General features: G+C 64.6%; 21 protein-coding genes and 1 pseudogene. 10 read left to right on the top strand and 12 right to left on the bottom strand.

Going from position 1 to position 23,807, the window contains the following annotated elements; genetic code table 11:
• Positions 1-68: 68 nt before the first annotated feature.
• Positions 69-587, top strand: coding sequence for an SLATT domain-containing protein (locus F3J19_RS13175; RefSeq protein ID WP_167041912.1), 519 nt, complete (start codon positions 69-71; stop codon positions 585-587).
• Between the two features lie 151 nt (positions 588-738).
• Here F3J19_RS13175 and F3J19_RS13170 read toward each other — a convergent pair whose 3' ends face one another.
• Both F3J19_RS13170 and F3J19_RS13165 read right to left on the bottom strand, forming a co-directional pair.
• Positions 739-1,431 carry a YceH family protein gene (locus tag F3J19_RS13170; protein WP_167041910.1) on the bottom strand — a complete coding sequence of 231 codons (693 nt, stop codon included), beginning with the start codon at positions 1,429-1,431 and terminating at the stop codon, positions 739-741.
• 207 nt (positions 1,432-1,638) lie between these two features.
• Positions 1,639-2,034 carry a PaaI family thioesterase gene (locus F3J19_RS13165; protein ID WP_167041907.1) on the bottom strand — a complete coding sequence of 132 codons (396 nt, stop codon included), beginning with the start codon at positions 2,032-2,034 and terminating at the stop codon, positions 1,639-1,641.
• Positions 2,035-2,217: 183 nt separating this feature from the next.
• On the opposite strand from F3J19_RS13165, the gene F3J19_RS13160 reads away from it, so the two are divergent.
• On the top strand, positions 2,218-2,472 hold the full coding sequence (locus F3J19_RS13160; protein WP_167041904.1) for a BON domain-containing protein: 255 nt from the start codon (positions 2,218-2,220) through the stop codon (positions 2,470-2,472).
• Here F3J19_RS13160 and F3J19_RS13155 read toward each other — a convergent pair.
• Positions 2,469-3,704, bottom strand: coding sequence for an acetate/propionate family kinase (locus F3J19_RS13155; protein ID WP_167041901.1), 1,236 nt, complete (start codon positions 3,702-3,704; stop codon positions 2,469-2,471). The genes F3J19_RS13160 and F3J19_RS13155 overlap by 4 nt on opposite strands.
• An 11-nt stretch (positions 3,705-3,715) precedes the next feature.
• The gene (locus F3J19_RS13150; RefSeq protein ID WP_167041898.1) at positions 3,716-6,109 is read right to left on the bottom strand and encodes a phosphoketolase family protein; all 2,394 of its coding nucleotides are present in this window, start codon (positions 6,107-6,109) and stop codon (positions 3,716-3,718) included.
• 508 nt (positions 6,110-6,617) lie between these two features.
• Here F3J19_RS13150 and F3J19_RS32990 point away from each other — a divergent pair.
• Positions 6,618-6,746 carry a hypothetical protein gene (locus F3J19_RS32990; protein WP_275691437.1) on the top strand — a complete coding sequence of 43 codons (129 nt, stop codon included), beginning with the start codon at positions 6,618-6,620 and terminating at the stop codon, positions 6,744-6,746.
• A 65-nt stretch (positions 6,747-6,811) separates the two neighbouring features.
• Here F3J19_RS32990 and F3J19_RS13145 read toward each other — a convergent pair whose 3' ends face one another.
• The 3 genes from F3J19_RS13145 to F3J19_RS13135 all read right to left on the bottom strand — a co-directional run bounded on the left by F3J19_RS13145 (position 6,812) and on the right by F3J19_RS13135 (position 10,446).
• Positions 6,812-7,507 (bottom strand): HAD family hydrolase, encoded by a 696-nt coding sequence (locus F3J19_RS13145; RefSeq protein WP_167041895.1) that lies wholly within the window; start codon positions 7,505-7,507, stop codon positions 6,812-6,814.
• Between the two features lie 176 nt (positions 7,508-7,683).
• On the bottom strand, positions 7,684-8,781 hold the full coding sequence (gene gnd / locus F3J19_RS13140; RefSeq protein ID WP_167041892.1) for a phosphogluconate dehydrogenase (NAD(+)-dependent, decarboxylating): 1,098 nt from the start codon (positions 8,779-8,781) through the stop codon (positions 7,684-7,686).
• A 321-nt stretch (positions 8,782-9,102) separates the two neighbouring features.
• The gene (locus tag F3J19_RS13135; RefSeq protein WP_167041889.1) at positions 9,103-10,446 is read right to left on the bottom strand and encodes a sugar efflux transporter; all 1,344 of its coding nucleotides are present in this window, start codon (positions 10,444-10,446) and stop codon (positions 9,103-9,105) included.
• Positions 10,447-10,562: 116 nt separating this feature from the next.
• Between F3J19_RS13135 and F3J19_RS13130 the strand changes: the two genes are divergently transcribed.
• Together F3J19_RS13130 and F3J19_RS13125 are read left to right on the top strand one after the other, a co-directional pair.
• Positions 10,563-10,751 carry a hypothetical protein gene (locus F3J19_RS13130; protein WP_167041274.1) on the top strand — a complete coding sequence of 63 codons (189 nt, stop codon included), beginning with the start codon at positions 10,563-10,565 and terminating at the stop codon, positions 10,749-10,751.
• Complete coding sequence (locus tag F3J19_RS13125) at positions 10,748-10,975, top strand: hypothetical protein (protein ID WP_167041886.1); 228 nt, start codon at positions 10,748-10,750, stop codon at positions 10,973-10,975. Before F3J19_RS13130 ends, F3J19_RS13125 begins: the two co-directional genes overlap by 4 nt.
• Before the next feature lie 212 nt (positions 10,976-11,187).
• Here the strand turns inward: F3J19_RS13125 and F3J19_RS13120 are convergent, their stop codons facing one another.
• Positions 11,188-11,484, bottom strand: a complete 297-nt coding sequence (locus F3J19_RS13120) for a DUF2628 domain-containing protein (protein WP_167041883.1) — start codon at positions 11,482-11,484, stop codon at positions 11,188-11,190.
• A gap of 296 nt (positions 11,485-11,780) precedes the next feature.
• Between F3J19_RS13120 and F3J19_RS13115 the strand changes: the two genes are divergently transcribed.
• The 3 genes from F3J19_RS13115 (at position 11,781) to F3J19_RS13105 (ending at position 14,054) form a co-directional block, all read left to right on the top strand.
• Positions 11,781-12,101: a thioredoxin family protein gene (locus F3J19_RS13115; RefSeq protein WP_167041881.1), complete on the top strand. Its 321-nt coding sequence runs from the start codon at positions 11,781-11,783 to the stop codon at positions 12,099-12,101.
• Positions 12,102-12,328: 227 nt separating this feature from the next.
• A complete protein-coding gene (locus tag F3J19_RS13110; RefSeq protein ID WP_167041878.1) occupies positions 12,329-12,748 on the top strand; it encodes a secondary thiamine-phosphate synthase enzyme YjbQ in 420 nt (139 codons plus the stop codon).
• 286 nt (positions 12,749-13,034) lie between these two features.
• Complete coding sequence (locus tag F3J19_RS13105; protein ID WP_167041875.1) at positions 13,035-14,054, top strand: class I fructose-bisphosphate aldolase; 1,020 nt, start codon at positions 13,035-13,037, stop codon at positions 14,052-14,054.
• 111 nt (positions 14,055-14,165) lie between these two features.
• Here F3J19_RS13105 and F3J19_RS13095 read toward each other — a convergent pair.
• The 4 genes and pseudogenes from F3J19_RS13095 to F3J19_RS13080 form a co-directional block, all read right to left on the bottom strand.
• A pseudogene (locus F3J19_RS13095) lies at positions 14,166-15,113 on the bottom strand (ShlB/FhaC/HecB family hemolysin secretion/activation protein); the annotation flags it as partial.
• Between the two features lie 256 nt (positions 15,114-15,369).
• Positions 15,370-17,517 (bottom strand): ATP-binding protein, encoded by a 2,148-nt coding sequence (locus F3J19_RS13090; RefSeq protein ID WP_345891030.1) that lies wholly within the window; start codon positions 17,515-17,517, stop codon positions 15,370-15,372.
• Positions 17,518-17,816: 299 nt separating this feature from the next.
• On the bottom strand, positions 17,817-20,036 hold the full coding sequence (gene glgX / locus F3J19_RS13085; RefSeq protein ID WP_167041869.1) for a glycogen debranching protein GlgX: 2,220 nt from the start codon (positions 20,034-20,036) through the stop codon (positions 17,817-17,819).
• A 316-nt stretch (positions 20,037-20,352) separates the two neighbouring features.
• Complete coding sequence (locus F3J19_RS13080; protein ID WP_167041866.1) at positions 20,353-20,811, bottom strand: response regulator; 459 nt, start codon at positions 20,809-20,811, stop codon at positions 20,353-20,355.
• Between the two features lie 616 nt (positions 20,812-21,427).
• On the opposite strand from F3J19_RS13080, the gene F3J19_RS13075 reads away from it, so the two are divergent.
• Together F3J19_RS13075 and zapE are read left to right on the top strand one after the other, a co-directional pair.
• Positions 21,428-22,330, top strand: coding sequence for a YihY/virulence factor BrkB family protein (locus tag F3J19_RS13075; RefSeq protein WP_167041863.1), 903 nt, complete (start codon positions 21,428-21,430; stop codon positions 22,328-22,330).
• A gap of 283 nt (positions 22,331-22,613) precedes the next feature.
• On the top strand, positions 22,614-23,711 hold the full coding sequence (zapE, locus tag F3J19_RS13070) for a cell division protein ZapE (protein WP_167041860.1): 1,098 nt from the start codon (positions 22,614-22,616) through the stop codon (positions 23,709-23,711).
• Positions 23,712-23,807 lie beyond the last annotated feature (96 nt).

The following is a 23,807-nucleotide window of genomic DNA, read 5'->3' as shown; positions in this document are numbered from 1 at the left end:
GCGGGCCGCCTTGCGCGTGGCCGTGCACCGTTACCGCGACCGCCGCAACGATTATCCACCCCGGCAACATGACGACCCTGCCCGACTACGAGCCCCCCGCCGACGAAAACGCGCTGCTGCTGAAGTGGATTCGCCGCGCGCGCGAATCACAGATGAGCCATTACGACATGGCCGACCGGCTGTCGGCGCGCGAGCGCCGCATCGGCTGGCTCGTGACGGTGTTGAGCGCATTCGTCGGCACGGCCGTGTTCGCGTCGCTGAGTACGCCGCCGTTGTCGATCGGGATGAGGATTTTTGTCGGGCTCGTCAGTGTGACGGCCGCGGTATCCGCGGCGTTGCAGACGTTCCTGCGCTATGCCGGGCGCGCCGAAAAGCATCGCGCGGCCGGTGCGCGCTATGGCGCTGTGCGGCGCAGGCTCGAAGCGGTGTTTGCCGGCGACGCCGACGCGCGCGACGCGCACTACCTGGCCTCGATCCGCATCGAACTCGACCGGCTCGCCGAGGATTCGCCGAACGTGCCGCCGCGTGTTTTCTATCGCACGCAACGCGCGCTGCTCGCGGACAAGGCGCGCGGGCGCGATGCGTGAATGTGGCCCATGAGGGTGGCTCATGAAGGTGCCCCATGAGGGCGGCACCTGAAGGCGATGCATCACGGCAATTGACGGCAAGGCATGAAAACGCGGCAGCCGGCGCCGCGTGACGCATGCCCTTGCCTTTACCGTTCTCCTTACCCGCCGCTCACAGATCGTCGGCGCTGATCCCCAACTCGCCCGCCATGCGCCGCACGACGGCCTGCAGCCGACTCACCTCGTCGGCAAGGCGCTTCTGTTCGGCCTTCAGCGATTCGAACGCGGAAAGTGGCACGCTGTCGTCCTCGGCCGCGGACAGCGCGGCCTCGCTCACGCTGACCTCGCCGCACAGCAGATGCGTCCAGCGATGCTCGCGCTCGCCCGCCATGCGCGGCAGCCTGACGACGCGCGCCGGATCGTTCGCGGCCAGTTCGTCGAGAAACGCCTCGACCGAGGAGATATCGGCGAAACCATGCAGGCGCGCGCTATTGAGGCGCAGCTCGGCGGCCGTTTGCGGACCGCGCAGCAGCAGCGTGGTCAACAGTGCGACCGACTGCCCCGGCAGACCGTAGACGCGATTCATGTTGTGCTCGAAGCGCGGCACGCGGCTGCTGCTGCCTTCGATCACGAGGCTCAGACGCTTTAATCCGTCGATGGCGGTCATCACCTCGGCCTCGGTCGCGTTCATGACCGGCGCGCGGCCGGTCTTCTGATTACAGCCGAGCGTCAGCGCGTTCAGCGAAAGCGGATAACTGTCCGGCACGGTGTGCTGTTTTTCGACGAGCACGCCGAGCACGCGCCCTTCGAGCGCCGTCAGCGCGCGGATCGAGGGACGGGAAGAAGCGTCGGGAATGGAGTTCATGGGGGAATGCCGGGTCTCGTGGTGGATGCGCGCGCCCTGCTGCTAGCCGCGCGTTCGGTCGGGTGGGCACTATGATAAACGGCCCGGACCGGCGCGCGGCGTCAATCGTGAGGCCCGGATGCCCGGCGAGGCGCGGCCTGGTTCGGCCCGCTTCGGTCGATTCCGCCGGCTCCGATTCATCCGCTGCGTTTCCCCAGGTGCGTGTCCTCAGGTGCGTCTCGCATACTTGAACGTGCCCTGCGCGCTTGCGATCAGCAGCCGGCCGTCCACCCAGGCCTCGCCGCGCGAAAAGAAGATCGAGCGGCCCGCGCGTTCCAGAAAGCCCTTCGCGGTGACCGACGCGCCGAGTCCCTTGTCGAGATAGTTGGTGGTCAGCGACAGCGTGAAGCCATGCCGAGGGGGCTGCCCAGGCGGCGCGTAGAGCCCCGCGTAACCGGCCGCCGCGTCGAGCAGCGTCGCGATCGCGCCGCCTTGCAGCACGCCCTGGCGGTTGAGCTTGCTCGCGTCGATCGGCATGAGCAGTTCCGCGTAACCGTCGCGCCATTGCGTGAGACGCACGCCGAGGGATTCGAGGAAGGGATTGTCGATGGGAAGATCGGACATGGTGCGAGGAGCCTGAACTGTTCTGGAACGAAACGTGAGCATACCCGCGATCCGCCCGCGATTGCGACGATTGCGACGAACCGTGTGCGACTGGTGCCCTGTTTGTGCCCTGTCCGCGACGCGCGGCAGGAACCGTCGCATCTGCTAGTGTTGCGGGATCAGTGTTTCTTTCGTGGAAAACTCATGTCGTCCATGCGCTACGCCGCACGCCGAAGCGCTCGCCTCAGCGATGCGCAGATTGCCGCCGAAGCCGCGCGCCGTCTTGCATGGGACGCGGCCGTCCCGCCGCACGCCGTGCGCGTGAAGGTCCAGCGCGGCCACGTGACGCTTTTCGGCGAACTGCGGGACGCGCGCCAGCGGCGCGCGATGCTCGAAGACGTCGCGCGCCTGTTCGGCGTCACCGGCGTGACGGATCGCACCGTCGCCGCAACGCGCTAGCGCGGGCCCGCACCAGGCGATTGCGCCGTTTCGTCGCGCAGCAATGCCCGGCAATGCCGCGCGATCTGCTTTTCCTCTTCGGTGTGCAGCACCCTCACCTTTCCCGCCAGGTCGTTCGGACCGCTCGGATCATTTTCGGCCAGTCCGAGAAACGCGAGTCCCTCGCACACGCGCCGCCGCACCTGCGCGCTGTGTTCGCCGATGCCGCCCGTGAACACGAGCAGATCGATCCCGCCAAGCAGCGCCGCATAGCCGCCGATCATCTTGCGCACCGCGCTCGCGAACGCATCGATGGCGAGCGCGGCTTGCGCGTCGCCGCTGGCCGCGCGCTTTTCGAGCGCCTGCATGTCGCTCTCGCCATCGGCGTAACCGGCCAGGCCGCTGTGGCGATTGAGCAGCGTTTCCAGGGCATCGGCATCGAGCTTTTCGGCACGCATCAGATACAGCAGCACGCCAGGATCGAGGTCGCCCGAGCGCGTGCCCATCGGGATGCCGCCGGTCGGCGTCAAGCCCATCGACGTATCGACCGATTGGCCGTCGAGCAGCGCGCAGACGCTCGACCCGTTGCCGAGATGCGCGAACACCGCGCGCGGCGGCAACGCCGCGCCCAACTGCGCGACGAGCGATTCGTACGAAAGCCCATGAAAACCGTAGCGGATCACGCCGGCATCCGCATAACGGCGCGGCAACGCGAATTGCGCCGCGCGCGGCGGCAGCGTCGCATGGAACGCCGTGTCGAAGCACGCGAAGTGCGTGGCGTCGCCGAAGATTTTCGTCGCCTCGTCGATCAACGCGAGCGCCGGCGGTATATGCAGCGGCGCGAAGTGCAGCGCTTCGCGTAACCGGCGCCGCACCTCGCCGGTAAGCCGCTGGTGCGTGCGCAGGTGCGGACCGCCATGCACGACGCGGTGCCCGACCGCCACGGGCCGCGCATGATGCTGCTGCGCGAGCACTTGCGAGAGCTTTTGCAGCGCGTCGGTTTGCGTTTCGAGTCGTTGCTCCTGCTGCAATAGCACGCGGCCGTCGGACGCCTTGATGCGCAGGCGGCCGTCGCCGCGCCCGATGCCTTCGGCCGCGCCTTCGAGCAGCAGCGCTTCGTCATCGTCATCGTCGGCATGAGCGGTATCGCTGGCATGAGTGTGACGAGTGCCACGAGCGAACAGCCCGAATTTCAGCGACGACGAACCGCTGTTGAGTACCAGAATCGTCTGCTCCTGAGCGTCGGTGTGCATGGCATCCTCGCTCAGCCTTTCCACGTCCAGTTGCGGATGTCTTCCTTGTCGATGCCCTCGCCGTGCGCATACGCGAGATGCTCGATGATCTGCCCGCGCAGCCACTCCTTCGTATGATCGCCGACGCCGCGCAGCGCCGGCACGCGGTCGATCGCGTCGATCGCGAGCGTAAAGCGGTCCACGCCGTTGATGATCGCGAGTTCGAGCGGCGTGTTGATGTTGCCCTTCTCGCGATAGCCGTGCACGTGCAGGTTCGCGTGATTCGTGCGGTTGTACGTGAGCTTGTGCACGAGCGACGCATACGAATGGAAGTTGAAGATCACGGGCTTGTCCGTGGTGAACAGCGAATCGAAATCGCGGTCGGACAGCCCGTGCGGATGCGCATGCTCGGGCATCAGCCGGAACAGGTCGACCACGTTGACGAAGCGGATCTTCAGCGCGGCGAAACGCTCCTTGAGAATCTGCACGGCGGCGAGCGCTTCCATCGTCGCGATATCGCCCGCGCAGGCGATCACGACGTCGGGCTCGACGCCCTGGTCGGTCGAGGCCCAGTCCCAGATGCCGATGCCCTTCGTGCAATGCGTGACGGCCGCGTTCATGTCGAGATACGTCAGATGCGGCTGCTTGTCGGAGACGATCACGTTCACGTAGTCGCGCGAACGCAGGCAGTGATCGGCGACGCTCAGCAGCGTGTTCGCGTCGGGCGGCAGATAGATGCGCACCACGTCGGGGCTCTTGTTCGTGACGACGTCGAGAAAGCCCGGGTCCTGGTGCGTGAAGCCGTTGTGATCCTGGCGCCACACGAGCGACGTGATGAGCAGATTGATCGACGGCACCGGTTGCCGCCAGTCCAGTTCGCGCTTGGCTTTTTCGAGCCACTTCGCGTGCTGGTTGAACATCGAGTCGATCACATGGACGAACGCCTCGTAGGTCGCGAAAAGCCCGTGGCGGCCGGTCAGCGTATAGCCTTCGAACCAGCCTTCGAGCGTGTGTTCGCTGAGCATTTCCATCACGCGGCCATCGGGCGACAGATCGCCGCCGTCGGCGTCGCTCTCCTCCATCCCGGCGAGCCAGGTCTTGCCCGACGCCTCGTAGACCGCCTGCAGCTTGTTGCTGGCGGTTTCATCGGGACCGAACAGGCGGAAGTTCGTCATGTTGTTGCGCATCACGTCGCGCAGGAACGTGCCGAGCACGCCGGTGGGCGAGATGTACGAGGTGGCGGGCCTCTTCACGTCCACCGCGTAGTCGCGAAACGGCGGCATGTCGAGCGCCTTGCAGAGCAGCCCGCCGTTCGCATGCGGATTCGCGCTGATGCGGCGCGCGCCGTCGGGCGCGAGCGCGCGCAGTTCCGCGACGAGCCGGCCATCGGCGTCGAACAGCGTGTCGGGGCCGTAGCCGCGCATCCAGTCCTCGACGATCTTCAGGCTCTTGCGGTTGGTCGCCGGATCGAGCACCGGCACCTGGTGCGCGCGCCACGAACCTTCCACCTTGTGGCCGTCGACTTCCTTCGGCCCGGTCCAGCCCTTCGGCGAGCGCAGCACGATCATCGGCCAGCGCGGCCGCGTCGGGTCGTTGTTCTGGCGCGCATGCTGCTGGATCGCGCGGATTTCGCCGATCGCCTGTTCGAGCGTCGCGGCCATCTGCTGATGCATCGTGTCGGGATCGTCGCCTTCGACGAAATACGGCTTGTGGCCGTAGCCGACCAGCAGCGCTTCGAGTTCCTCGCGCGGAATGCGCGCGAGCAGCGTCGGATTGGCGATCTTGTAGCCGTTCAGATGCAGCACCGGCAGCACCGCGCCGTCGCGGATCGGGTTGAGGAATTTGTTCGAGTGCCACGACGTGGCGAGCGGACCGGTTTCGGCCTCGCCGTCGCCGATCATCGCGGTGACGATCAGCCCGGGGTTGTCGAACGCGGCGCCGTAGGCATGCGAGAGGCTGTAGCCGAGCTCGCCGCCTTCGTGGATCGACCCCGGCGTCTCCGGCGTGCAATGCGAGCCGATGCCGCCCGGGAACGAGAATTGCCGGAAGAAGCGCCGCAGGCCGGCTTCGTCCTCGCCGCGGTCGGGATAAATTTCCGAGTAGCGGCCTTCCAGGTAGCAGTGCGCAAGACTCGCGGGCGCACCATGGCCGGGACCGGACAGAAAGATCACGTCGAGATCGAGCTGGCGGATCAGGCGGTTCAGATGCACGAGCACGAAGCTCTGCCCCGCGTCCGAGCCCCAGTGGCCGAGCAGCCGGTTCTTGATGTGCTCGGGCTTCAGCGGTTCGCGCAGCAGCGGGTTGTCGCGCAGATAGATCATGCCGACCGACAGGTAATTGCAGGCGCGCCAGTAGCGGTCCATCTTGCGCAGCGTGTCGGCGTCCAGAACTGGCGGCGGATTGGGATGCGAGGTTGCTTCGGCCATGGCGTCACTCCTCGAAAAGGACTGCAAGCAGGTTGGCGGGTGTTGAAGCAGGTGTTGCGGTGGATGTTGCAGCGGATGTTCGCGCGGCGGCTGGCGTGAAGCGGGCGCGGGCCGCGCTGTCGGATATGGCTTCGGGTGCGCGTTGCTGTCATGCGTGGTGCATCGCGGGCGGACACGAACTACGGACACGAACGCATGATTCGACAGAGCGCGGCGCGGCGGCACGGGATGCCCGGGGCGGCGCACGCGGGCGATCCACGGTCGCGCTCGTCAGGAATCTGACAGGCTGGCCGTCGCATGGTTCGGTGCAATCCGGCGTAATTTGGTGCAATTCGGTGTAATCGCGCGGAAGCTGCCATGCGTGGCGCGAATGTATTAAGCTGCACAGGCTTCGTGCCGCGCGCAACCGGTGCTTCAGGCGCCGGGCATGGCTGTCATGCATTGCCGCCGCGCATTGTCACGGTATCGGATGCTCGCCATCTCCTCCTTGTTTCAGATCAAGCCCGCCATGTCGACATCTAAAGGTCCCCTCAAAGTACTGACCGTTCTTATCCTCTCGCTCGTGTTGCCGGGCATCGCGCTTGCCGTGCTGATCGGCGTGTTCGGGCTGGTCGTCAAGCTGTTCGGCCACGGCTAGCGGCGAGCCTCGCGGCCGGCCCGCGAAGGCATGAGCGCGTAGCCCGCACCCAGGATAACTCGCGCCTAAGCCTTCGCGCTGCGCAGCAGCGTATCGATATCGATCTCCGCCAGCTCGCCGATCCGCTCCACCGTCACGTCGGCGGGCGGATTGTTCGCGATCTCCTTCTGATCGAACGCATAGTGCCCCTGGCGCGGAAAGACCGTCGTCAATTTCGTGCCCCAGGTCTTTTTCATCGCGCTGAGAATCCGCAGCTTGTCGTCGACCATCACGTAATGGCGCGCCGGATAGCACTCCATCACCTGATCGAGCATCAGCTCCTTGTGGATGTAGATCAGCACGCGTCCGTCGACTTCGTCCCACAGGCCCGAGCGCGCGACCTTGCGCGGCTGGAACACGACGTCGCCGTCGGACAGGATCACCGTCGGTCCGCGCGTCGCCAGATGCCGCAGCGCGTCGAGCGCGCCCGGATAGAGCCGGTTCGCAAACGGATAGTCGATCAGGAACGAGGACATCAGCAGCAGGCGCGTGTCGCGCGGATGCTCGGTCCGATAGCGTTGCAGCGCGCCGAGGTAGTCGGCGTAACCGAGTTCCGTGCGCAGGTTCTCGAAGATTTCCCAGTAACGCGCGCTGTTCTCTTCGCCGAACTCGTGCGTCATGTGTTTGCGCAAGTCCTGCAACACGTGATCGTTGTCGAGCAGCGTGTTGTCGCAGTCGAGCAGAAACACGACGTCGTGCGGCGTGGCGGTGGTGACGGGCATTGAGGCTCCTTCCTTCCATGATTTCGCGCGCGCATTGTCGCGCGGGCGGGGTGATCCTGCCGAGGGTTGTGCCGATCGGCTTTGCCGATGGCGCCATGAGGCTACGGCTCAAGTGTCCTCAGGTGTCGTTTCGCCGACGGTTTGCGGGCGGGCACGTCGCCGGCTTGCAGCGCGCGCTAGCCGTTCTGCCCGCCGTCCGGCGTGGCGGGTTTCTCGACGTGGCCGCCGAAATCGTGACGCATCGCCGACAGCACGCGGTTCGCGAAATCGGCGTCGCCGCGCGAGCTGAAACGCGCGAACAGCGCGGCGCTCAGCACCGGCGTCGGCACGCCTTCGTCGATCGCGGCCGCGACGGTCCAGCGCCCCTCGCCCGAATCGGACACGCGGCCCGCGTAGTTTTTCAGCTCGGCGTCGCCCGCGAGCGAGCCCGCGATCAGATCGAGCAGCCATGAGCCGATCACGCTGCCGCGCCGCCACACTTCGGCGATCTCGGCGAGATTCAGGTCGTACTGGTAAAGCTCGGGACGGCGCAGCGGCGAGGTTTCCGCATCGGCTTCGCGCGTGTGGCGGCCGGCGTTGGCGTGGCGCAGAACGTTGAGGCCCTCGGCATAGGCGGCCATCATCCCGTACTCGATGCCGTTGTGGACCATCTTGACGAAATGCCCCGCGCCGTGCGGACCGCAATGCAGGAAGCCCTGGTCGGCAGTGCTGGCGTGGCGGGTTTCGCTGCCGGCGGCTTGCCCGGCCGCGCCATTGACTGCATTGCTGGCGGGATCCGTCGCGCGGCCGGGCGTCGGTGGCGCCGCGCCGACGCCCGGTGCGAGCGCCGCAAAGACCGGTTCGAGCCGCTGCACGATTTCGGTCTCGCCGCCGATCATCAGGCAGTAGCCGCGCTCGCGGCCGGCCACGCCGCCGCTCGTGCCGACGTCGACGTAATGAAGTCCGCGCGCGCCGAGTTCTTCCGCGCGGCGGATGTCGTCGTGATAGTAGGAGTTGCCGCCGTCGATCACGACATCGCCCGGATCGAGCAGCGGCACGAGCTTGCCGAGCGTCTCGTCGACCACTGCGGCGGGCACCATCAGCCACACGGCGCGCGGCTTGTCGAGTTGCGCGACGAAATTCTCAAGCGAGGTTTCGCCGACGATGCCTTCCTGCCTGAGCCGGTCCACCGCCGCCGGCTGCACGTCGTAGACGACGCATTGCTGAGCGCCCTTCGTCAGGCGGCGCACCATGTCGGCGCCCATACGTCCCAATCCAATCATGCCTAGCTGCATATCTCGCTCCGGAAGGTGCTGCGTTGCGGGTCTGATTTACAGGTTTTCTGACTGTGGCGCTGCGGTTACGTGCCCCGTACGGCCGTTTTTTTATGAGGGAGACCGCTGGCCGCGGTCGGGTCGCATGACGACGCACGCGCCGTGGTACGTCATCGTGACACATCGATCACTGTAGTCGCGCCGATGCGCGCATGCCGGACAACATGGCCGCGCCGGGACCTCGGCGTCGCGACACAACCTATGCATAGCCTACGCGAGCGCGAGGGCTTCCGCGTGACGCGACCGCCCGAGGCGTTGCTTTTTTAGATCACCTCACTCACTTCACTCGCTGCGCTCCGGCATGCACCCCCCGCGTCGCGCGAGCCACCTGGCATACTGCGCCGCGGCAAAGCGCCGGATCGCGCGCCACATCAGCGGATAGCGATACCCCGGCACCGCGAACAGCACGAGCGCGCACAGCCCGAGCAGGCCGCAGAACAGGAACGTGCCGCGATAGCTGAACGCCTGCACGAGCAGCCCCGACAGCACGCCCGACAGAATCGAGCCGACCCGCGCCGCGTTGAAGAACAGCGCGGTCGCGCGGCCCGGCGCATGCGGCATCAGGTCTTGCACGTAGGTCATGCCGAGGCACGAGGTCACGGCGACCACGAACGCGTTGAGCATCTGCATCGGGATCAGCACGTTGATGCTGCCCGCCAGCGACATCGCGACGAAATACACCGCATGCACCGCCGCGCACGCGGCGAGCCAGTTCGGCTTGTGCAGCGACGACGACTTCGCGCCGAGCGCGAGCATCATCGGGATTTCGGTCAGCGCGCCGAGGCCGAGCATGACAGAGACGTCGAGATGCGAGCCGTTCAGGCCATGCACGATGTAGAGCGGCAGCACGATCATCGTCGCGTTCGCGGCGAGACCGAGCAGCGTCAGCGCGGCGACCGCGCGCATGATGTCGTTGGCGGAAGCTGTCGGCAGCGTTTCGTGCGCGTCCTCGCCCGGCGCGGTCAGCGGCGGCACGGTGATCGACGCGGACGGCTCCACGGCGGTGTCCTCGACCGTGTGATCGCCGAGGTGGCTTTGCGGCTCGCGCATGCGCCAGACGATGAACGCGCAGGTCGCGAAGCTCGCGGCCGCGAACAGGAACAGCCCGTAGAAGCTGGTGGCCGCGAGCACGAGCGCGCCGACCGACGGCCCGAACACCCATGCCGCCGACAGAATGGTCCGCAACGTCGCGCTCGCGAACACGCGCTCGGCGGGGTCCGGCACCGGCAGCGCCGCGCGGCTGAACGAGAACACCATCGAGATCGCCGAGCCGCCCGCGCCAATGAAGACGATGCCGACCACGAGCAGCAGCCGGTAATCGCGCACTACGCAGAGCGAGAGATACCCGAACGCGGCCGCGACGAGCGCCGCCAGCAGCAGCGGCCGATGCCGCCCGCTCGCGTCGCTCCAACGCCCGGCGAGCGTGCTCGCGAGCACGCCGCTTGCGGCGATCAGCGTCATGAAGATGCCGAGCCTGAGCGGCGTCATGCCGGCGCGCTCGACGCCGAACAGCGACAGATACGGAGCGGTGAACGACATCGCTACACCGAGCATGAGGGTGGCGGCGGCCAGCGGCTTGAAGCCAGGGATGTAAAGCAGGCTGAAAAAACGCGAAGTTTTCAACACGGAGGCGGTGAGGTCGAGTGGAGCGGGCCTGACAACGCCGCAAGGCGCCTGACGGCACGATAGGCCCCGGGCTTCGGGGCCGGAACGACCGGGGCATTATCGACCCGGAGCGCGGGTTGCGTAAACTTTTGGGAGGGTGTCCCAAATACGCCGGAATGACCGCCGGCACGACGCCCGAAACCGGGAAATTCACCCAAGCCTCGACCGGCTGGGACGACAGGAACAATACGACTGGCGCCACCCGGACTGATTTCCTGAAATACTTCGAGTTTTACCGCTGGAATTTCATGGAGTTCAACCATTGATAGCGAGTTCTGCGTTTCTGGGCTCGGCGTCGGCGCTGGCCGACGGAGAGGCCGCGTATCTGCTCTGGATAATCGGCGTCTTCTCCATCGTCGCGTTCCTGGCTGGTTTGCGGAAGGGAGCGGGCCGCGCGCGCTGGGTGCGCACGCTTCAATCGGTGGGACTGCTCGCCCTTCCCGCGCTGTTGCTCCTCGGGATGGTCGTCTCCATGATTCCCCCGGCATGAGCGCGGGATAGGAGCGGTCAGATGGCCTGAACGCTCTCCTTGCGCACCACCCGGTGCTTGCCAGTAACGCCTCTCGCAGCGCACCACGCTGAATGCGTGCGTCTAACGAGGAAGCCCTTGTCGTGCGTTATTTGCCGTTTTTGGAAGCGTCCGCTACTTGCTGTTCTTCGCGTGCATTCGCCACATCAGCGGCGTGCCCTTCCCCGTCCACCTCACATCACGACATAACCCCGCTGTTCGAGCGTCCAGCGATGCCACCGGTTGCCATACGCACCGCATGCGATGCCGAACACAACCGACAGCACGAGTCCGATCAGATCGGCCGTTGTGCCCCACAGGCCGAACGCGAACAGGATCAGGTTGATCGCAAGCATCACGAACGCGGCAAACCACATTTTCTTCGACAGCGCCCAGATAAAGCCGAGCAGACACGCTCCCCAGCTGAAGCCGGTCGCGACCGCGACGGTTTCCGTGGCGCCGGGACGTTGCAGATAAATTCGCGCTTCCATGTTCTTTCCTGAATTCCTTGCTCTGATTTGTTTCCGATTCGCTCCTGAACCGTTCCCGCGAGTGCGGGCGGCGCGTGGCGGTGCGATGGCACGCGCTTCGCTTTTTAACACGCCATGACGACAAAATGCCGAGCGAAAGCGCACTGCGCGCCGCCTTCCATGACGACCCGCGGCATAGCTGCTACGCTTGACGAATCCCGACGCCGAGCCTCGCGCCCTATTCGTCGTCAAGGCGCGAAGAGCACCGCGCCAGCGGCACGCGCGATCTCTCCATCCGTACCGTACCCGGAGCCTGCATGACATCCCCGACCGCCTATTCCCCGCAAGCCCCCACGCGCGCCGAACTCGACGCGCTGCCGGGCGTCACCGTCGTCGAATTCGGCACGAACTGGTGCGGCTATTGCCAGGGCGCGCAGGCATCGATTGCGAAGGCGCTCGGGCCGCACGCCGGGCTCAGGCACCTGAAGGTCGAGGACGGCCCCGGCCGCGCGCTCGGTCGCTCGTTCAAGGTCAAGCTGTGGCCGACGCTCGTGCTGATGCGCAACGGCGCCGAACTCGCGCGCGTGGTGCGTCCGACGAGCGCGGCCGATATCGAGGACGCGTTCGCGGCGCTGTGAACGGCTTTGATGCGCATCGAGGCGGCAGTGCGCGCGTCGCGGCGCGGTATTGTCGTGCCATTGCGCTCGCCTTCTGGCCGTTCGGTGGTTCGGTTCAGTTGGCGAGCCGTGCCGTTCCGCGCCTCGGCTTCGCTGCTTCATCGCGGGCAGTCATCGCCGGCAGGCGCGATCGGCCCACGTTTCCGCTATCCGCTTTGCTGTCGTTTCCAGTTCATAGCACGTCTCTCATGCGCCAGGCCATTCACCATCTGAGCATCAAGGCCCGCAGTCGCGGGCTCGTCGAATTTACCGATGAAGCGCGCCGTTTCGTCGCCGATCAGGGCATCTCGACCGGTTTGCTGACGCTGTTTTGCCGCCATACGTCGGCCTCGCTGCTGATTCAGGAGAATGCCGACCCGTCCGTGCAGCGCGATCTCGAACGCTACTTCGCGAGCCTCGCGCCCGAAGACACCGGGCGCTACGAGCACGATACCGAAGGCCCCGACGACATGCCCGCGCACTTGCGCACCGCGCTCACGCAGGTGCAACTGTCGGTGCCCGTCGAACACGGACGGATGGTGCTCGGCACATGGCAAGGGTTATATCTGTTCGAACATCGCCGGCATACGCAGCCTCGCGATATCGTGCTGCATCTGCTCGGCGAATGATGCGGCGCCCGCGCGCTCCAGGCACGGCATGCGAGGACCGCCGAGATAGTTCATCGGGTCGTTCACCGACCTGACGGTTCGAGGGCCGGTTGGCTCGCCCGATCGCCAACCATGCCGGATAACCTGAAGCCTGATAGTCTGAGCCTGGCAGTTTGGACACGGACCGCCCTTTTTTCGGCTTTCTGATTCTTTTCGTACAGACGCACACGCATCGCGCCAAGGAAACTGTCCCCGCCTCTTCACCGCGCCCCGGATCGAACGGAGCCAACCTAAGGGAGCACCTCTCATGGATACCCGTAGCGAACTGCAAGCCACCGTCGACGCGATGGTCCAACCCGGCAAGGGCCTGCTCGCCGCCGACGAAAGCGGCCCGACCATCGCCAAACGCTTCAGGACGATCGGCCTCGAATCGACCGAGGAAAACCGCCGCGCCTATCGCAACCTGCTGCTCACGACGCCCGGCCTCGGCGACTTCGTGAGCGGCGTGATTCTCTACGCGGAAACGCTCGGCCAGCAAGCCGACGACGGTACGCCGTTCCCGCAAGTCACCGCCGCCAACGGCATCGTGCCCGGCATCAAGGTCGATCTCGGCAAGGTGCCGCTCGCGCTCGCGCCGGGCGACGAAATCACCGAAGGGCTCGACGGCCTCGCCAAACGCTTCGTCGATTACAAACGGCAAGGCGCGCGCTTCGCGAAATGGCGCGCGGTCTACAACATCACGGCGAGCCTGCCGAGCCGCCTCGCGATCGAGGCGAACGCCGATTCGCTCGCGCGCTATGCGGCGATCAGCCAGGAAGCCGGCATCGTGCCGATCGTCGAACCCGAAGTGCTGATGGACGGCGAGCATACGATCGGGCGCAGCGCGGAAGTGACCGAGGCCGTGCTGCACGAGGTCTTTCATGCGCTGCATCGGCATCGCGTGGTGCTCGAACATATCCTGCTGAAGCCGAGCATGGTGCTGGCCGGCTCGGAACACGCGCAGCCGTCGACGACGGCGGAGATCGCCGCGGCGACCGTGCGCGTGCTCAAGCGCACGGTGCCCGCGGCGGTGCCGGGCATCGTGTTTCTGTCGGGCGGGCAATCTCCCGAGGAAGCGACCGCGAATCTCGATGCGATGAACCGGCTTGGCCGATTGCCGTGGAATTTGAGCTTCTCGTATGGGCGTGCATTGCAGGAGCCGCCGTTGCAGGCCTGGGGTGGACAGGCGGGGAATGTGGCGGTCGCGCAGCAGGCGCTGCTCAAGCGCGCGCGGCTCAATGGAGCGGCGGCGTTGGGACGGTATGAGGCGGGGATGGAGAAAGAGTGAGCGTCCGCGGATTGCCTAGAACTGCGAAGTCAGCTGAAAGCCGAGCGTGACGCGCGTAGTTGGAAATCCTGACGGTTTATAGACCGGTGTGCCGGCGAACAGATCATAGGCAAGCGCGCCCGCCTTTGCCGATACCCTGCCCTTCACGCCGATCACCGCACCCGCGAGTTGCGATCCGGCGAGATAGGCCGCGTTCGGGCCGAACACATGGCCGTAGTCGAGACCTGCGTATAGCGACTGGCCGGTGGCGCCGATCGGCCATTGCAATTCATTGCGCCAGAAGAAGCCACGCTCGGCGGCAAGCATCGTTTCGCCGTCGAAGCCGCGCACCGTGTAGCGGCTGCCGATCGTCAGATCGTCGATATAGTTCACCGTGGTCGCCGTCAGGTTGCCGCCCGCGACGACCGCCACGTCGAAGCCGGTCAGATTGCCGCTGGCGTCGAGCCGTGGCGTGCCGGTCGTCAGAATGCCGCGCGTCGTATTGATGAAGCCGCCGCCATCGACGACGATTCCCGAGCCGTTCGCCACCACCACTTCCGCTTTATTGCCGGCGACTTCGAGATAACCACGCAATTGACTCGGTGAATTGCTATTGACCTGATTCAGAATGATCCGCGCCGATTGTCCCGGCGACAGATTCGGATTGCCATTGATCTGCCCCGCCTGCTGCGTCTGAACGATGGTCGGCGAGTTATTCAGAATCACGCCCGGCTTTTGCACGTCGAATTGCGAATACGTGTTGACCGAAACCCCCGCGCCACCCGGCTTGTTGATATTGACTTGCGGCAAACCGTTCTGCGTCTGGATGACCGTTGGCGCATGCGCACCCGCGCCGACCACTTGCGCGTCGACGGGCACGGGCGCCGCGCCAAACGCGAGCAGCGCGCCGAAAACCGCGGGCCTGAGCGCAAACAGCGAGATTTCCGGGAGTTGTGCTGCGGGACGATGAGGACGGGTTTCACCCGAATCCGCTTTGCCTGCCGCGCTGGCGGTTTCGGCCACGGCGACCAGCATGCCCCGAATCCGGCTATATACCAGCCGAAACGTATTCTGATTCATTGCCTGTTGCTTCGATTTATCCGATTGAATGGAAATTAACTCAAATCAGAAAATCGAATTACAAACAAGCGTCAACTTTTATGCGTATATGGAAATATAATTATAAATAGGGCGAATCTGATTGATATATTCGGATAAATTAAAATAAAAAAGAGAAAATAAAATTCGGATTTCCGTAGAATTTATCAAAGATGGAATATCGAATTTTCAGGAAATTATCGCCAGCATATAGCGCAGCCGGCACCGATACAACCCGCTACGCCCCGCACGCCACCAACGCATGCAGCTCGTCGATATCGAAGGGCTTCGCGAGAATCGCCACGCCAAGCCGGCGCGCGCGTTCGAGTTCGTCGGCGTAACCGGTCATCAGTGCGATCTTCTGCGACGGCCACGCGCTGCGGACTCTCTCTGCGAGGTCGATGCCGTTGAGCTTGCCCGGCATCTGGATGTCGGACAGCACGAGTTCGAAGCGGGCGCCGCCGCTCAGCACGTCGAGCGCCTGATCGGCGGTCGGTTCGTGGCGCACCTCGCAGCCGAAGGTTTCGAGCACCGCAGTCACGCCCGCCGCAACGTCCTCGTTGTCCTCGACGAGCAGCACGGCGCCGGCGGGCATCAATGCTGGCTGCTGCGCATCGGCGCTCGCGGCCGCTGCGCCACGCTCGCGATAGCGCGGCAGATAGAGCCGCACCGCCGTGCCGCTGCCCGGCACGCTGTCGATCTTCGCGGTGCCGCCCGCCTGCTCGCACATCGACAGCACCTGCGCGAGCCCGAGCCCCGTGCCCGAGCCGCGCAGCTTGGTCGTGAAAAGCGGTTCGAACGCGCGCCGCGCGACCGCGTCGGGCATGCCCTCACCATCGTCGGAGCAGGTAATCAGCACATATTCGCCGTCGGGCAGCAGCGTGTCGCTGCCGACGAGCCGATTGTTCTGACAGCGGATCACGAAGCGCCCGCCATGCGGCATCGCATCGGACGCGTTCACCGCGAGATTCATGATCGCGAATTCGAGGTCGGTGGGATCGGCCAGCACCTGCCACAGGTTATCAGGCATCCTGAGCGAAAACTCGATCGTGTCGCCGAGTGCCGCGTCGATCAGCGGTGCGGCCGCGGGCAGCCAGTGCACGAGATCGACCGGCTCCTGCTTGAGCGGTTGCTTGCGCGCGACGCTCAGCAAACGCCGCGTCAACGATTCGGCGGCTGCGGTCGCGCGTGCGACCGCATGCACTTCCTTCCCGACATCGTTGAAATGCTTGAGCCGCGCCAGCTCGGTGTTCGCCGAGACCACCATCAGCAGATTGTTGAAATCGTGCGCGATATTTGCAACCAGGTTGCCGAGCGCGCCCATGCGCAGCAGTTGCCGGCTCGACGCTTCGGCGGAAAGCCGCATCGCGACCTCGCCCTGCCAGCGCTCCCACGCACGGCGCTCGCCTTCGAGCTGACGCAGCGAATAGACCACGAGCAGCCAGATCGCAATGCACGGCACGGCCGTGAGTGCGGCGATGGTCAGAAAGTGGCTGCGCCATGCGGCCATGATCGACGACGTCGCGTACGCGCTCAGCACGTAGAGCGGATAGTCGCCGACGCGGCGAAACGCGACCAGCCGCTCGATGCCGTCGGCGGTCGAAGTCAGACGCACGTGGCCGAACAGCTGCTTGTCGCGCAACGCCGCGGTAAACGCGGTGTGGATCGGTTGGCGGACGCCGGCCGGCCACGCCGGATAACGCACGAGCAGATTGCCGTCCTGGCGATACAGGCCGAGCGCGAGCGCCGGGTCGCCGTCGGTCAGTTCCTGGTAGAAGCGCGAGAAGTACGCGTTGCGCAACGCCACCGTGACCACGCCGAGAAACTGGCCGTTCGTGTCCGAGCGGCCGATCGCGGTCGTGAACACGTCGGTCTTCGAGAGCGTGCTGTACATCGGCAGCGAAAAATACGGTTGCGGGCGCATCGCCTTCGCGGCGAGAAAGTCGTCGCGTTGGCCGATCGACATCGCCGGCGCCGGATACGCGAGGCTCGATACGAGCAGATCGCCGTTCACGCCGACCAGCGCAATCGACGACACTTGCGGAAAATCGCCGCCGATATCGCGCAAGCGCCCATGCAATCCGGCTTGCTGCGCGCGGATTTGCGTGTCGTCGGAATTGCCGAGCAGATCGACGATGCGCGAGGCCATCTGCCGGTTCAGGTCCAGCACCTTGACGGCCTGCTCTTCGGTCACGCGCACGAGCCGGTCGATCACGTCGTCGGCATCGGCAATGCGGCGCTCGTAATCGAAATAGCCATAGCCGGCGAGACAGACGAGCGGAAACACGATCGACACGGCGAGCACGATCAGCAGCATGCGCCGCGTCGCCGCGAAGTTGCGCGAAGGCATCGGAAAATCGACTGCGACACGTTCCGCACGCTGCACGGTCAGTCACTCCATGAAAATGACATACGACGAGAGAAAGCATTGCACCTCAGTTCGCGCCCTGCTATTCGCATGGTGCGGTTCGCGTATTGCTGTTCGCTCGCTAATTCGTTTTACTCCGGAATTTACCGCACTTCCCCGTTTTGTCCCAAGCGCGTCGGCAGCGTGATCGGGTTCGCGGTTCGGGCCCATGTCTGGCGATGGCTCAGGCACACGCTCAGGCACACGGATTGCTACTTGCCGAACGCTCACCTGCTCCATCGCACGGCTCCCGCAAGCGCAAGCGACGCGGCGAAGCGTCAGGCACCCGGTGCGGCCGACGCGCCCTCATCGGACGTGAGCTGTTCTTCAAGCCGGTCGAACACGCGCTGCGTCGCGCGGCTCGGCGCTTCGAGCGCGAACAGCAGCAGCGAGCGGCCCGTCACCTGATAGGCGTCGCCCGCGCGGAATTGCGGCAGTTCCGCCCGCACCGGCATGTTCGTATCGACGAGACAGGTCCAGTGTTCGCCTTCGGGAATCTCGGGCAGCGTGAAATTGACCACGTCGTGATGCGCGTTCAGGACGAGCAGCAAGGTCGCATCGGAAGCGAGGCGGCGAATGCCGCTCGCCTGCGCGCGGCCGTCGATCACGAGGCCGAAGCAGCGCATCTGCGGATCGTCCCACTGCTCGTGCGCGATGTCGGTGCCGTCGGGCGACAGCCAGCGCGTATCGGTCACGTCGAGCGCTTCGTTGTACTCGCCGGTGAGAAAGCGGCCGCGCCGCAGCACCGGCAAACGATGCCGCAGCGTGGTCAGATTGCGCACGAATTCGGTCAGCGCGCGGCCATCGTCGTCGATCGCATTCCAATCGACCCAGCTGATCTCGTTGTCCTGGCAATACGCGTTGTTGTTGCCGCGCTGCGTGCGGCCGAATTCGTCGCCCGCGAGAAGCATCGGCGTGCCTTGCGACAGCAGCAAGGTCGCAAGCAGATTGCGTTTCTGGCGCTCGCGCTGCTGGCGGATGTCGGCGTCGTCGGTCGGTCCTTCGACGCCCATGTTCCAGGATTTATTGTCCGAGTGGCCGTCCTTGTTGTCTTCACCATTTGCTTCGTTATGTTTATCGTTGTAGGAGACGAGGTCGTTGAGCGTGAAACCGTCGTGCGCGGCGATGAAGTTCACGCTGGCCCACGGCCGCCGGCCGCGATGATTGAATTTGTCGCCCGATGCGGTGAGCCGTGTCGCGAGATCGGCGGCCTTGCCTTCGTCGCCTTTCCAGTACTCGCGCACGGTGTCGCGAAAGCGGTCGTTCCATTCGGCCCAGCCCGGCGGAAAACCGCCCACCTGATAGCCGCCCGGACCGCAATCCCACGGCTCGGCAATCAGCCGCACGCTGGAGAGCACCGGGTCCTGGCGGCAACTGTCGAGAAAGCCGCCGCCTTCGTCGAAGCCATGCGTCTCTCGGCCGAGAATCGTCGCGAGATCGAAACGGAAGCCGTCGACCTTCATTTCCGTGACCCAGTAGCGCAGGCTGTCGGTGACCATCTGCAGCACGCGCGGATGCGACAGGTTTAGCGTGTTGCCGGTGCCGGTATCGTTGATGTAGTAGCGCGCCTCGTCGGGCAGCAGACGGTAGTACGACGCGTTGTCGATGCCCTTGAACGAGATCGTCGGGCCGCGTTCGTTGCCTTCGGCCGTGTGGTTGTAGACCACGTCGAGAATCACTTCGAGGTCGGCCTGATGGAAACGGTCGACCATCTCCTTGAACTCGCCGACCGAATCGTTCGACGATGCGAAGTAACGCGGGTCGGCCGCGAAGAAGCCGATCGTGTTGTAGCCCCAGTAGTTCGTCAAACCTTTATCGAGCAGATAGCTGTCGTTGACGAAGGTCTGGACCGGCAGCAGTTCGACCGACGTCACGCCGAGGCCGCGAATGTAGTCGAGCACGGCCTGCTGCCCGAGCGCCGCGAACGTGCCGCGCAAATGCTCGGGCACTTGCGGATGACGCTTCGTCAAGCCGCGCACGTGGGTTTCGTAAAGAATCACGCGCTCCCACGGCAACGCGTTGCGCTCGGGATGCGTCCACGAGAAGTTGGCGTCGACCACCTTGCATTTCGGCACGAAGGCGGCGCTATCGCGTTCGTCGAACGAAAGGTCGCCGTCCGGCGAGTCGAGCGTATAGCCGAAAATCTCCGGCGCCCACTTCAGTTCGCCGATGTGCGCTTTCGCATACGGATCGAGCAGCAGCTTGTTCGGATTGAAGCGATGGCCGTTCTCCGGCTCGTAAGGACCATGCACGCGATACCCATAGACCGCGCCCGGTTTCAGATTCGGCACGAACACGTGCCATACCTCGTCGGTGTACTCGGGCAGTTCGATGCGCTCGATTTCGTGCTGCCCCGTTTCATCGAACAGGCATAGTTCGACTTTCGTCGCATGCGCCGAGAACAGCGCGAAATTGACGCCGCTGCCGTTCCATGTCGCGCCGAGCGGAAACGGCGTGCCTTCCGAAATGCGCGTCGAGTAGTGAGCCGGGTTTGACATAGGAGCGGTTCCTGTGGACGCGAGGGACATTGTCGCGGCGTTGGTATTCGTTGCGTATGGCTTCGCCGCTATTCCAGCGTCGGCGGTCGAACGGCGATGCGGCCATTTAGTCACGCCGCGCAGCCGGCCCGCTCATGCAGCAATTTACAGACCTGAAACCATGCCTGATCTGCCATGCCGTTCGCTAGCCCCGTTGCGGGCTTCACGCAAGCTCCTGCGGGCGTGACAAATGTCAAACGTCTAGGCGGTACGAGAGCGCGGCAAAGCGGCCCCGTATCAAGCGGAGATCAATCGGAAACTCATCGGAACCGTTCTTTCACAATGGCCCGGCCACATGCAGCGCCGCCGCCGATTCGAGCACGCGCAGCAGACGCTCGGGCGTCAACGGCTTCGCGCAATGGGCATCGAAGCCGGCGGCTTTCGCGCGCGCGCGGTCTTCGCGTGACGCAAATGCCGTACACGCAACCAGCAACATATGTGAAGTCTGGGAATGAGCGCGCAGCCGGCGCGCGAGTTCGAGCCCGTCGAGCCCCGGCATCTTGATGTCGAGCACCACCGCGAACGGCTGCCATTCGCGCGCCATGTCGCAGACGGCAAACGGATCATCGAGCGCGCGGCAGTCGAAGCCGTCGGCGATCAGCAGCATCTGCAACGCCTCGGCCGCTTCGCGGTAGTCGTCGACCACCAGCACGCGACGATGCGCGGCCATCGCGTAGCGGATCGGCCGCCACACGAGTACGTCGTCGTTGCTATCCACGCTGTCGTTGAACGTCATTTTTACTTGCCTTATTCCATTCCGCTCTGACGGGCATTGCCCCACACGGCAATATCTGCTCCCGTCTCCCTTGCGCAATCGTTGTATTCGCCGTTAACCCCGTTCAAACGCCGCGACCAACGCGGCGCGCCCGCATACCCGCGAGGAATGCGGTTCAGCTTGCCAATTCACTACGGCGTTTAAATGACACGGCTCGCGACAGACGCATGCGCGCCATCGTTCGAACGCACTGTCCTCGTGCGACCGCCCCGCTCAAGGGCCCGGCACGATGTCGTTTTAAAAACGGATTGAGGGGATGTCGTTTATAAGCCGCTTGCGCTCTTGGCGGCGCACATCGATAAAGCGGTCATAACCACAGCATAAGCGACGCCGCCGATAAAAAAATGCTCGACATGTTAGGGGTTTGCGCTCTGCGGGTTATCCCGCACGATAGGCCGGCTCATATATGCGGACAGGTATCCGGCCCGGTACGGCGATAAGCAAGCTGTATTCCCGGGGCGCGGCCGCGCATGGGGTCGCGGTCCTGCTTACGATATTCCGCTTACGGTATATAAAGCAAACAGACGTGCCGGGAGCGGCCGCCACCCGGCGGCCCCGGTCCGTATCGCGAGACTTCATGCCGCTTTTTCTCGACCAGCATGCGCTGTATATCGCCAAACATCCCGGCCGTTTCGTGTTGCAGACGCTGAAAGCCTTTCGCGCGAACCAGGGGCTGCTGCTGGCGGGCGCGGTGGCGTATTACGCGCTGCTGTCGATCGTGCCGCTGCTGATCCTGGTCGTCATCGTGCTCTCGCGCGTGGTGCCGCAGCCGCTCGTGCTCGATGCACTCGGCCATCTGTTGCGCTGGCTCGTGCCGGGACAGTCGAATGCGCTCGTGCGCGAGCTTGCCAATTTTCTCGAGCATCGCACAGTGATCGGCTGGGTACTGCTGCTCACGATGATCTTCTTCAGTTCGCTCGCGTTTACCGTGCTCGAAAACGCGATGTCGCTGATCTTCGTGCATCGTGTCGTCGTGAAGCGGCGGCACTTTCTGATCTCGGCGCTGCTGCCTTACTGCTACATCCTGTGTCTCGGCATCGGCCTGTTGATCGTGACGTGCGTGTCGAGCGCGCTCGAAACGATCGGCGCGGAAGGGATCGAACTGCTCGGCCTGCACGTGCCGCTCGCGGGCTTCTCGCGCATCGTGCTGTACGTGCTCGGGCTCGCCGGCGAAATCTTCGTGCTGACCTCGATCTATCTCGTGATGCCGGTCGGGCGTCCTTCGATCAAACACGCGCTGATCGGCGGCGTCGTAGCGGGCGTATTGTGGGAAATCACGCGGCACGTGCTGGTCTGGTATTTCGCCACGCTCTCGCAGGTGAGCCTCGTCTATGGGTCGCTGACGATGGCGATCGTGATCCTGCTGAGCTTCGAATGGCTCGCCACGCTGCTGCTGTTTGGCGCGCAGGTGATTTCGCAATACGAGCGCTTCGGTCATGAACCGCTCGATGCGCCGCAACCGCGCATAGAAACGGGCTGAGGGTATTGCTTGAACGGAGCGAACGAAACTTGCCGCGAGCAACACCGCCTGTTTCTCGCGGTTTGTCGCGTTATGTGGGAACCGTGCGCAATGAGAGACCATGCGAAGTTCGACGCATCGCAGGGGGCAGGCATCGGGAGGCGGCTGTTAAAATAACGCGCGCATTGCATGTGCTTACTGCATGCCGCCTGTTGCAAGCCACTACGTCCCTGCCCTCACATGCCGCAATTTCTCCAGACTGAAGCCAAGACGTTCGGCGTGACTCCGTTAATCACGTGCGCCGATGCTTGACGAAACCCGCATCACGCGCGCGCTCGACGCTCGCGACATCACGCCCGATACGCGCCAGCGCGAAGCAATCGGCGCGCTCGCGGCACTGCTCGACGCACAGCAGCAGGCTCGGCGTGCATGGTCTTCGTCCGCATTTGCCTCGCAAGGCGTCTATTGCCACGGGCTGCCCGGACGCGGCAAAAGCCTCGTCGTCGATACGGTGTTCGAACTCGCGCCGTGCCGCAAACGGCGTCTGCACTTCCACGAATTTCTGCGCGAGATGAACCGGCGGCTCGTCAATGCGCCGCGCAGCGACGACCGTCTCGGCGATGTCTCACGGCAATGGCTCGACGGCATCGAGTTGCTGTGCTTCGACGAATTCCACGTACACGACATTGCCGATGCCTTCCTGATGGGCCGCTTTCTCGATACCGCAATCGGCCTCGGCACACGCATCGTGCTCACGTCGAACTACGCCCCCGACGATCTGCTGCCCGACCCCGAGTTTCACGAGCGTTTCCTGCCGACCATCGCGCAGATCAAGCGCTGCTTCACCGTCATCCATTTCGATGGCGCGCGCGATTATCGCTTCGGCGGCGAAGCGGCAGAGGTGCCGCGTTTCTTTGCGCCGCTCGACGCGGCGAGCCATGCGGCGCTGCGCGCTATCTTCGCGCATCATGAACGCGACGCGCGTATCGAACCGGTCACGCTCAGCGCGGCGGGCCGGCCGCTTGCCGCGCGCGCCGCGGGCAATGCACTGCTGTGGGCGGACTTCGAGCCGCTCTGCGTGGCAAGCCGTTCGCACCTCGACTACCTCGATCTCGCCGGGCAATGGCAAGGGATCATCGTCGACAATCTGGATACGGCCGCGCTTGCGCAGTCGCATACGTTGCAGCGGCTCGTGTGGCTTATCGACATCGTCTACGATCGCAAGCGCGCGCTGTTCATCGCTTCAGATCAACCGATCGAGTCGGCGCTCGTCGGGCTCGAAGGCGCGCATGATCTGTCGCGCACGCTGAGCCGGCTGGCGGAGATGCAGTCGCGCGCGTATCGCAGCACGCTCGATGGCACTCGCGACGACAACAGCATGAACGCTGTTAACGCATCGTGAACACGGTACACGGTGCCGCATAGATCGCACACGCCACATCGGGCGCTTCGGGTTCATGTAAATCTTGCATTTCGATTCGAAATACGCGTTCACGGT

This window comes from Burkholderia sp. Ax-1724 (assembly GCF_011752995.1).
GTDB lineage: Bacteria > Pseudomonadota > Gammaproteobacteria > Burkholderiales > Burkholderiaceae > Paraburkholderia.
The sequence above is the reverse complement of the archived record's forward strand: the minus strand, read 5'-3'. Positions and strand labels throughout refer to the sequence as shown.

Excerpts from the sequence above, each read along its gene's own strand:
- F3J19_RS13175 (WP_167041912.1), top strand. The coding sequence starts at position 69 with ATGACGACCCTGCCCGACTACGAGCCCCCCGCCGACGAAAACGCGCTG.
- F3J19_RS13170 (WP_167041910.1), bottom strand. The coding sequence starts at position 1,431 with ATGAACTCCATTCCCGACGCTTCTTCCCGTCCCTCGATCCGCGCGCTG.
- F3J19_RS13165 (WP_167041907.1), bottom strand. The coding sequence starts at position 2,034 with ATGTCCGATCTTCCCATCGACAATCCCTTCCTCGAATCCCTCGGCGTG.
- F3J19_RS13160 (WP_167041904.1), top strand. The coding sequence starts at position 2,218 with ATGTCGTCCATGCGCTACGCCGCACGCCGAAGCGCTCGCCTCAGCGAT.
- F3J19_RS13155 (WP_167041901.1), bottom strand. The coding sequence starts at position 3,704 with ATGCACACCGACGCTCAGGAGCAGACGATTCTGGTACTCAACAGCGGT.
- F3J19_RS13150 (WP_167041898.1), bottom strand. The coding sequence starts at position 6,109 with ATGGCCGAAGCAACCTCGCATCCCAATCCGCCGCCAGTTCTGGACGCC.
- F3J19_RS32990 (WP_275691437.1), top strand. The coding sequence starts at position 6,618 with ATGTCGACATCTAAAGGTCCCCTCAAAGTACTGACCGTTCTTATCCTC.
- F3J19_RS13145 (WP_167041895.1), bottom strand. The coding sequence starts at position 7,507 with ATGCCCGTCACCACCGCCACGCCGCACGACGTCGTGTTTCTGCTCGAC.
- gnd (WP_167041892.1), bottom strand. The coding sequence starts at position 8,781 with ATGCAGCTAGGCATGATTGGATTGGGACGTATGGGCGCCGACATGGTG.
- F3J19_RS13120 (WP_167041883.1), bottom strand. The coding sequence starts at position 11,484 with ATGGAAGCGCGAATTTATCTGCAACGTCCCGGCGCCACGGAAACCGTC.
- F3J19_RS13115 (WP_167041881.1), top strand. The coding sequence starts at position 11,781 with ATGACATCCCCGACCGCCTATTCCCCGCAAGCCCCCACGCGCGCCGAA.
- F3J19_RS13110 (WP_167041878.1), top strand. The coding sequence starts at position 12,329 with ATGCGCCAGGCCATTCACCATCTGAGCATCAAGGCCCGCAGTCGCGGG.
- F3J19_RS13105 (WP_167041875.1), top strand. The coding sequence starts at position 13,035 with ATGGATACCCGTAGCGAACTGCAAGCCACCGTCGACGCGATGGTCCAA.
- glgX (WP_167041869.1), bottom strand. The coding sequence starts at position 20,036 with ATGTCAAACCCGGCTCACTACTCGACGCGCATTTCGGAAGGCACGCCG.
- F3J19_RS13080 (WP_167041866.1), bottom strand. The coding sequence starts at position 20,811 with ATGACGTTCAACGACAGCGTGGATAGCAACGACGACGTACTCGTGTGG.
- F3J19_RS13075 (WP_167041863.1), top strand. The coding sequence starts at position 21,428 with ATGCCGCTTTTTCTCGACCAGCATGCGCTGTATATCGCCAAACATCCC.
- zapE (WP_167041860.1), top strand. The coding sequence starts at position 22,614 with ATGCTTGACGAAACCCGCATCACGCGCGCGCTCGACGCTCGCGACATC.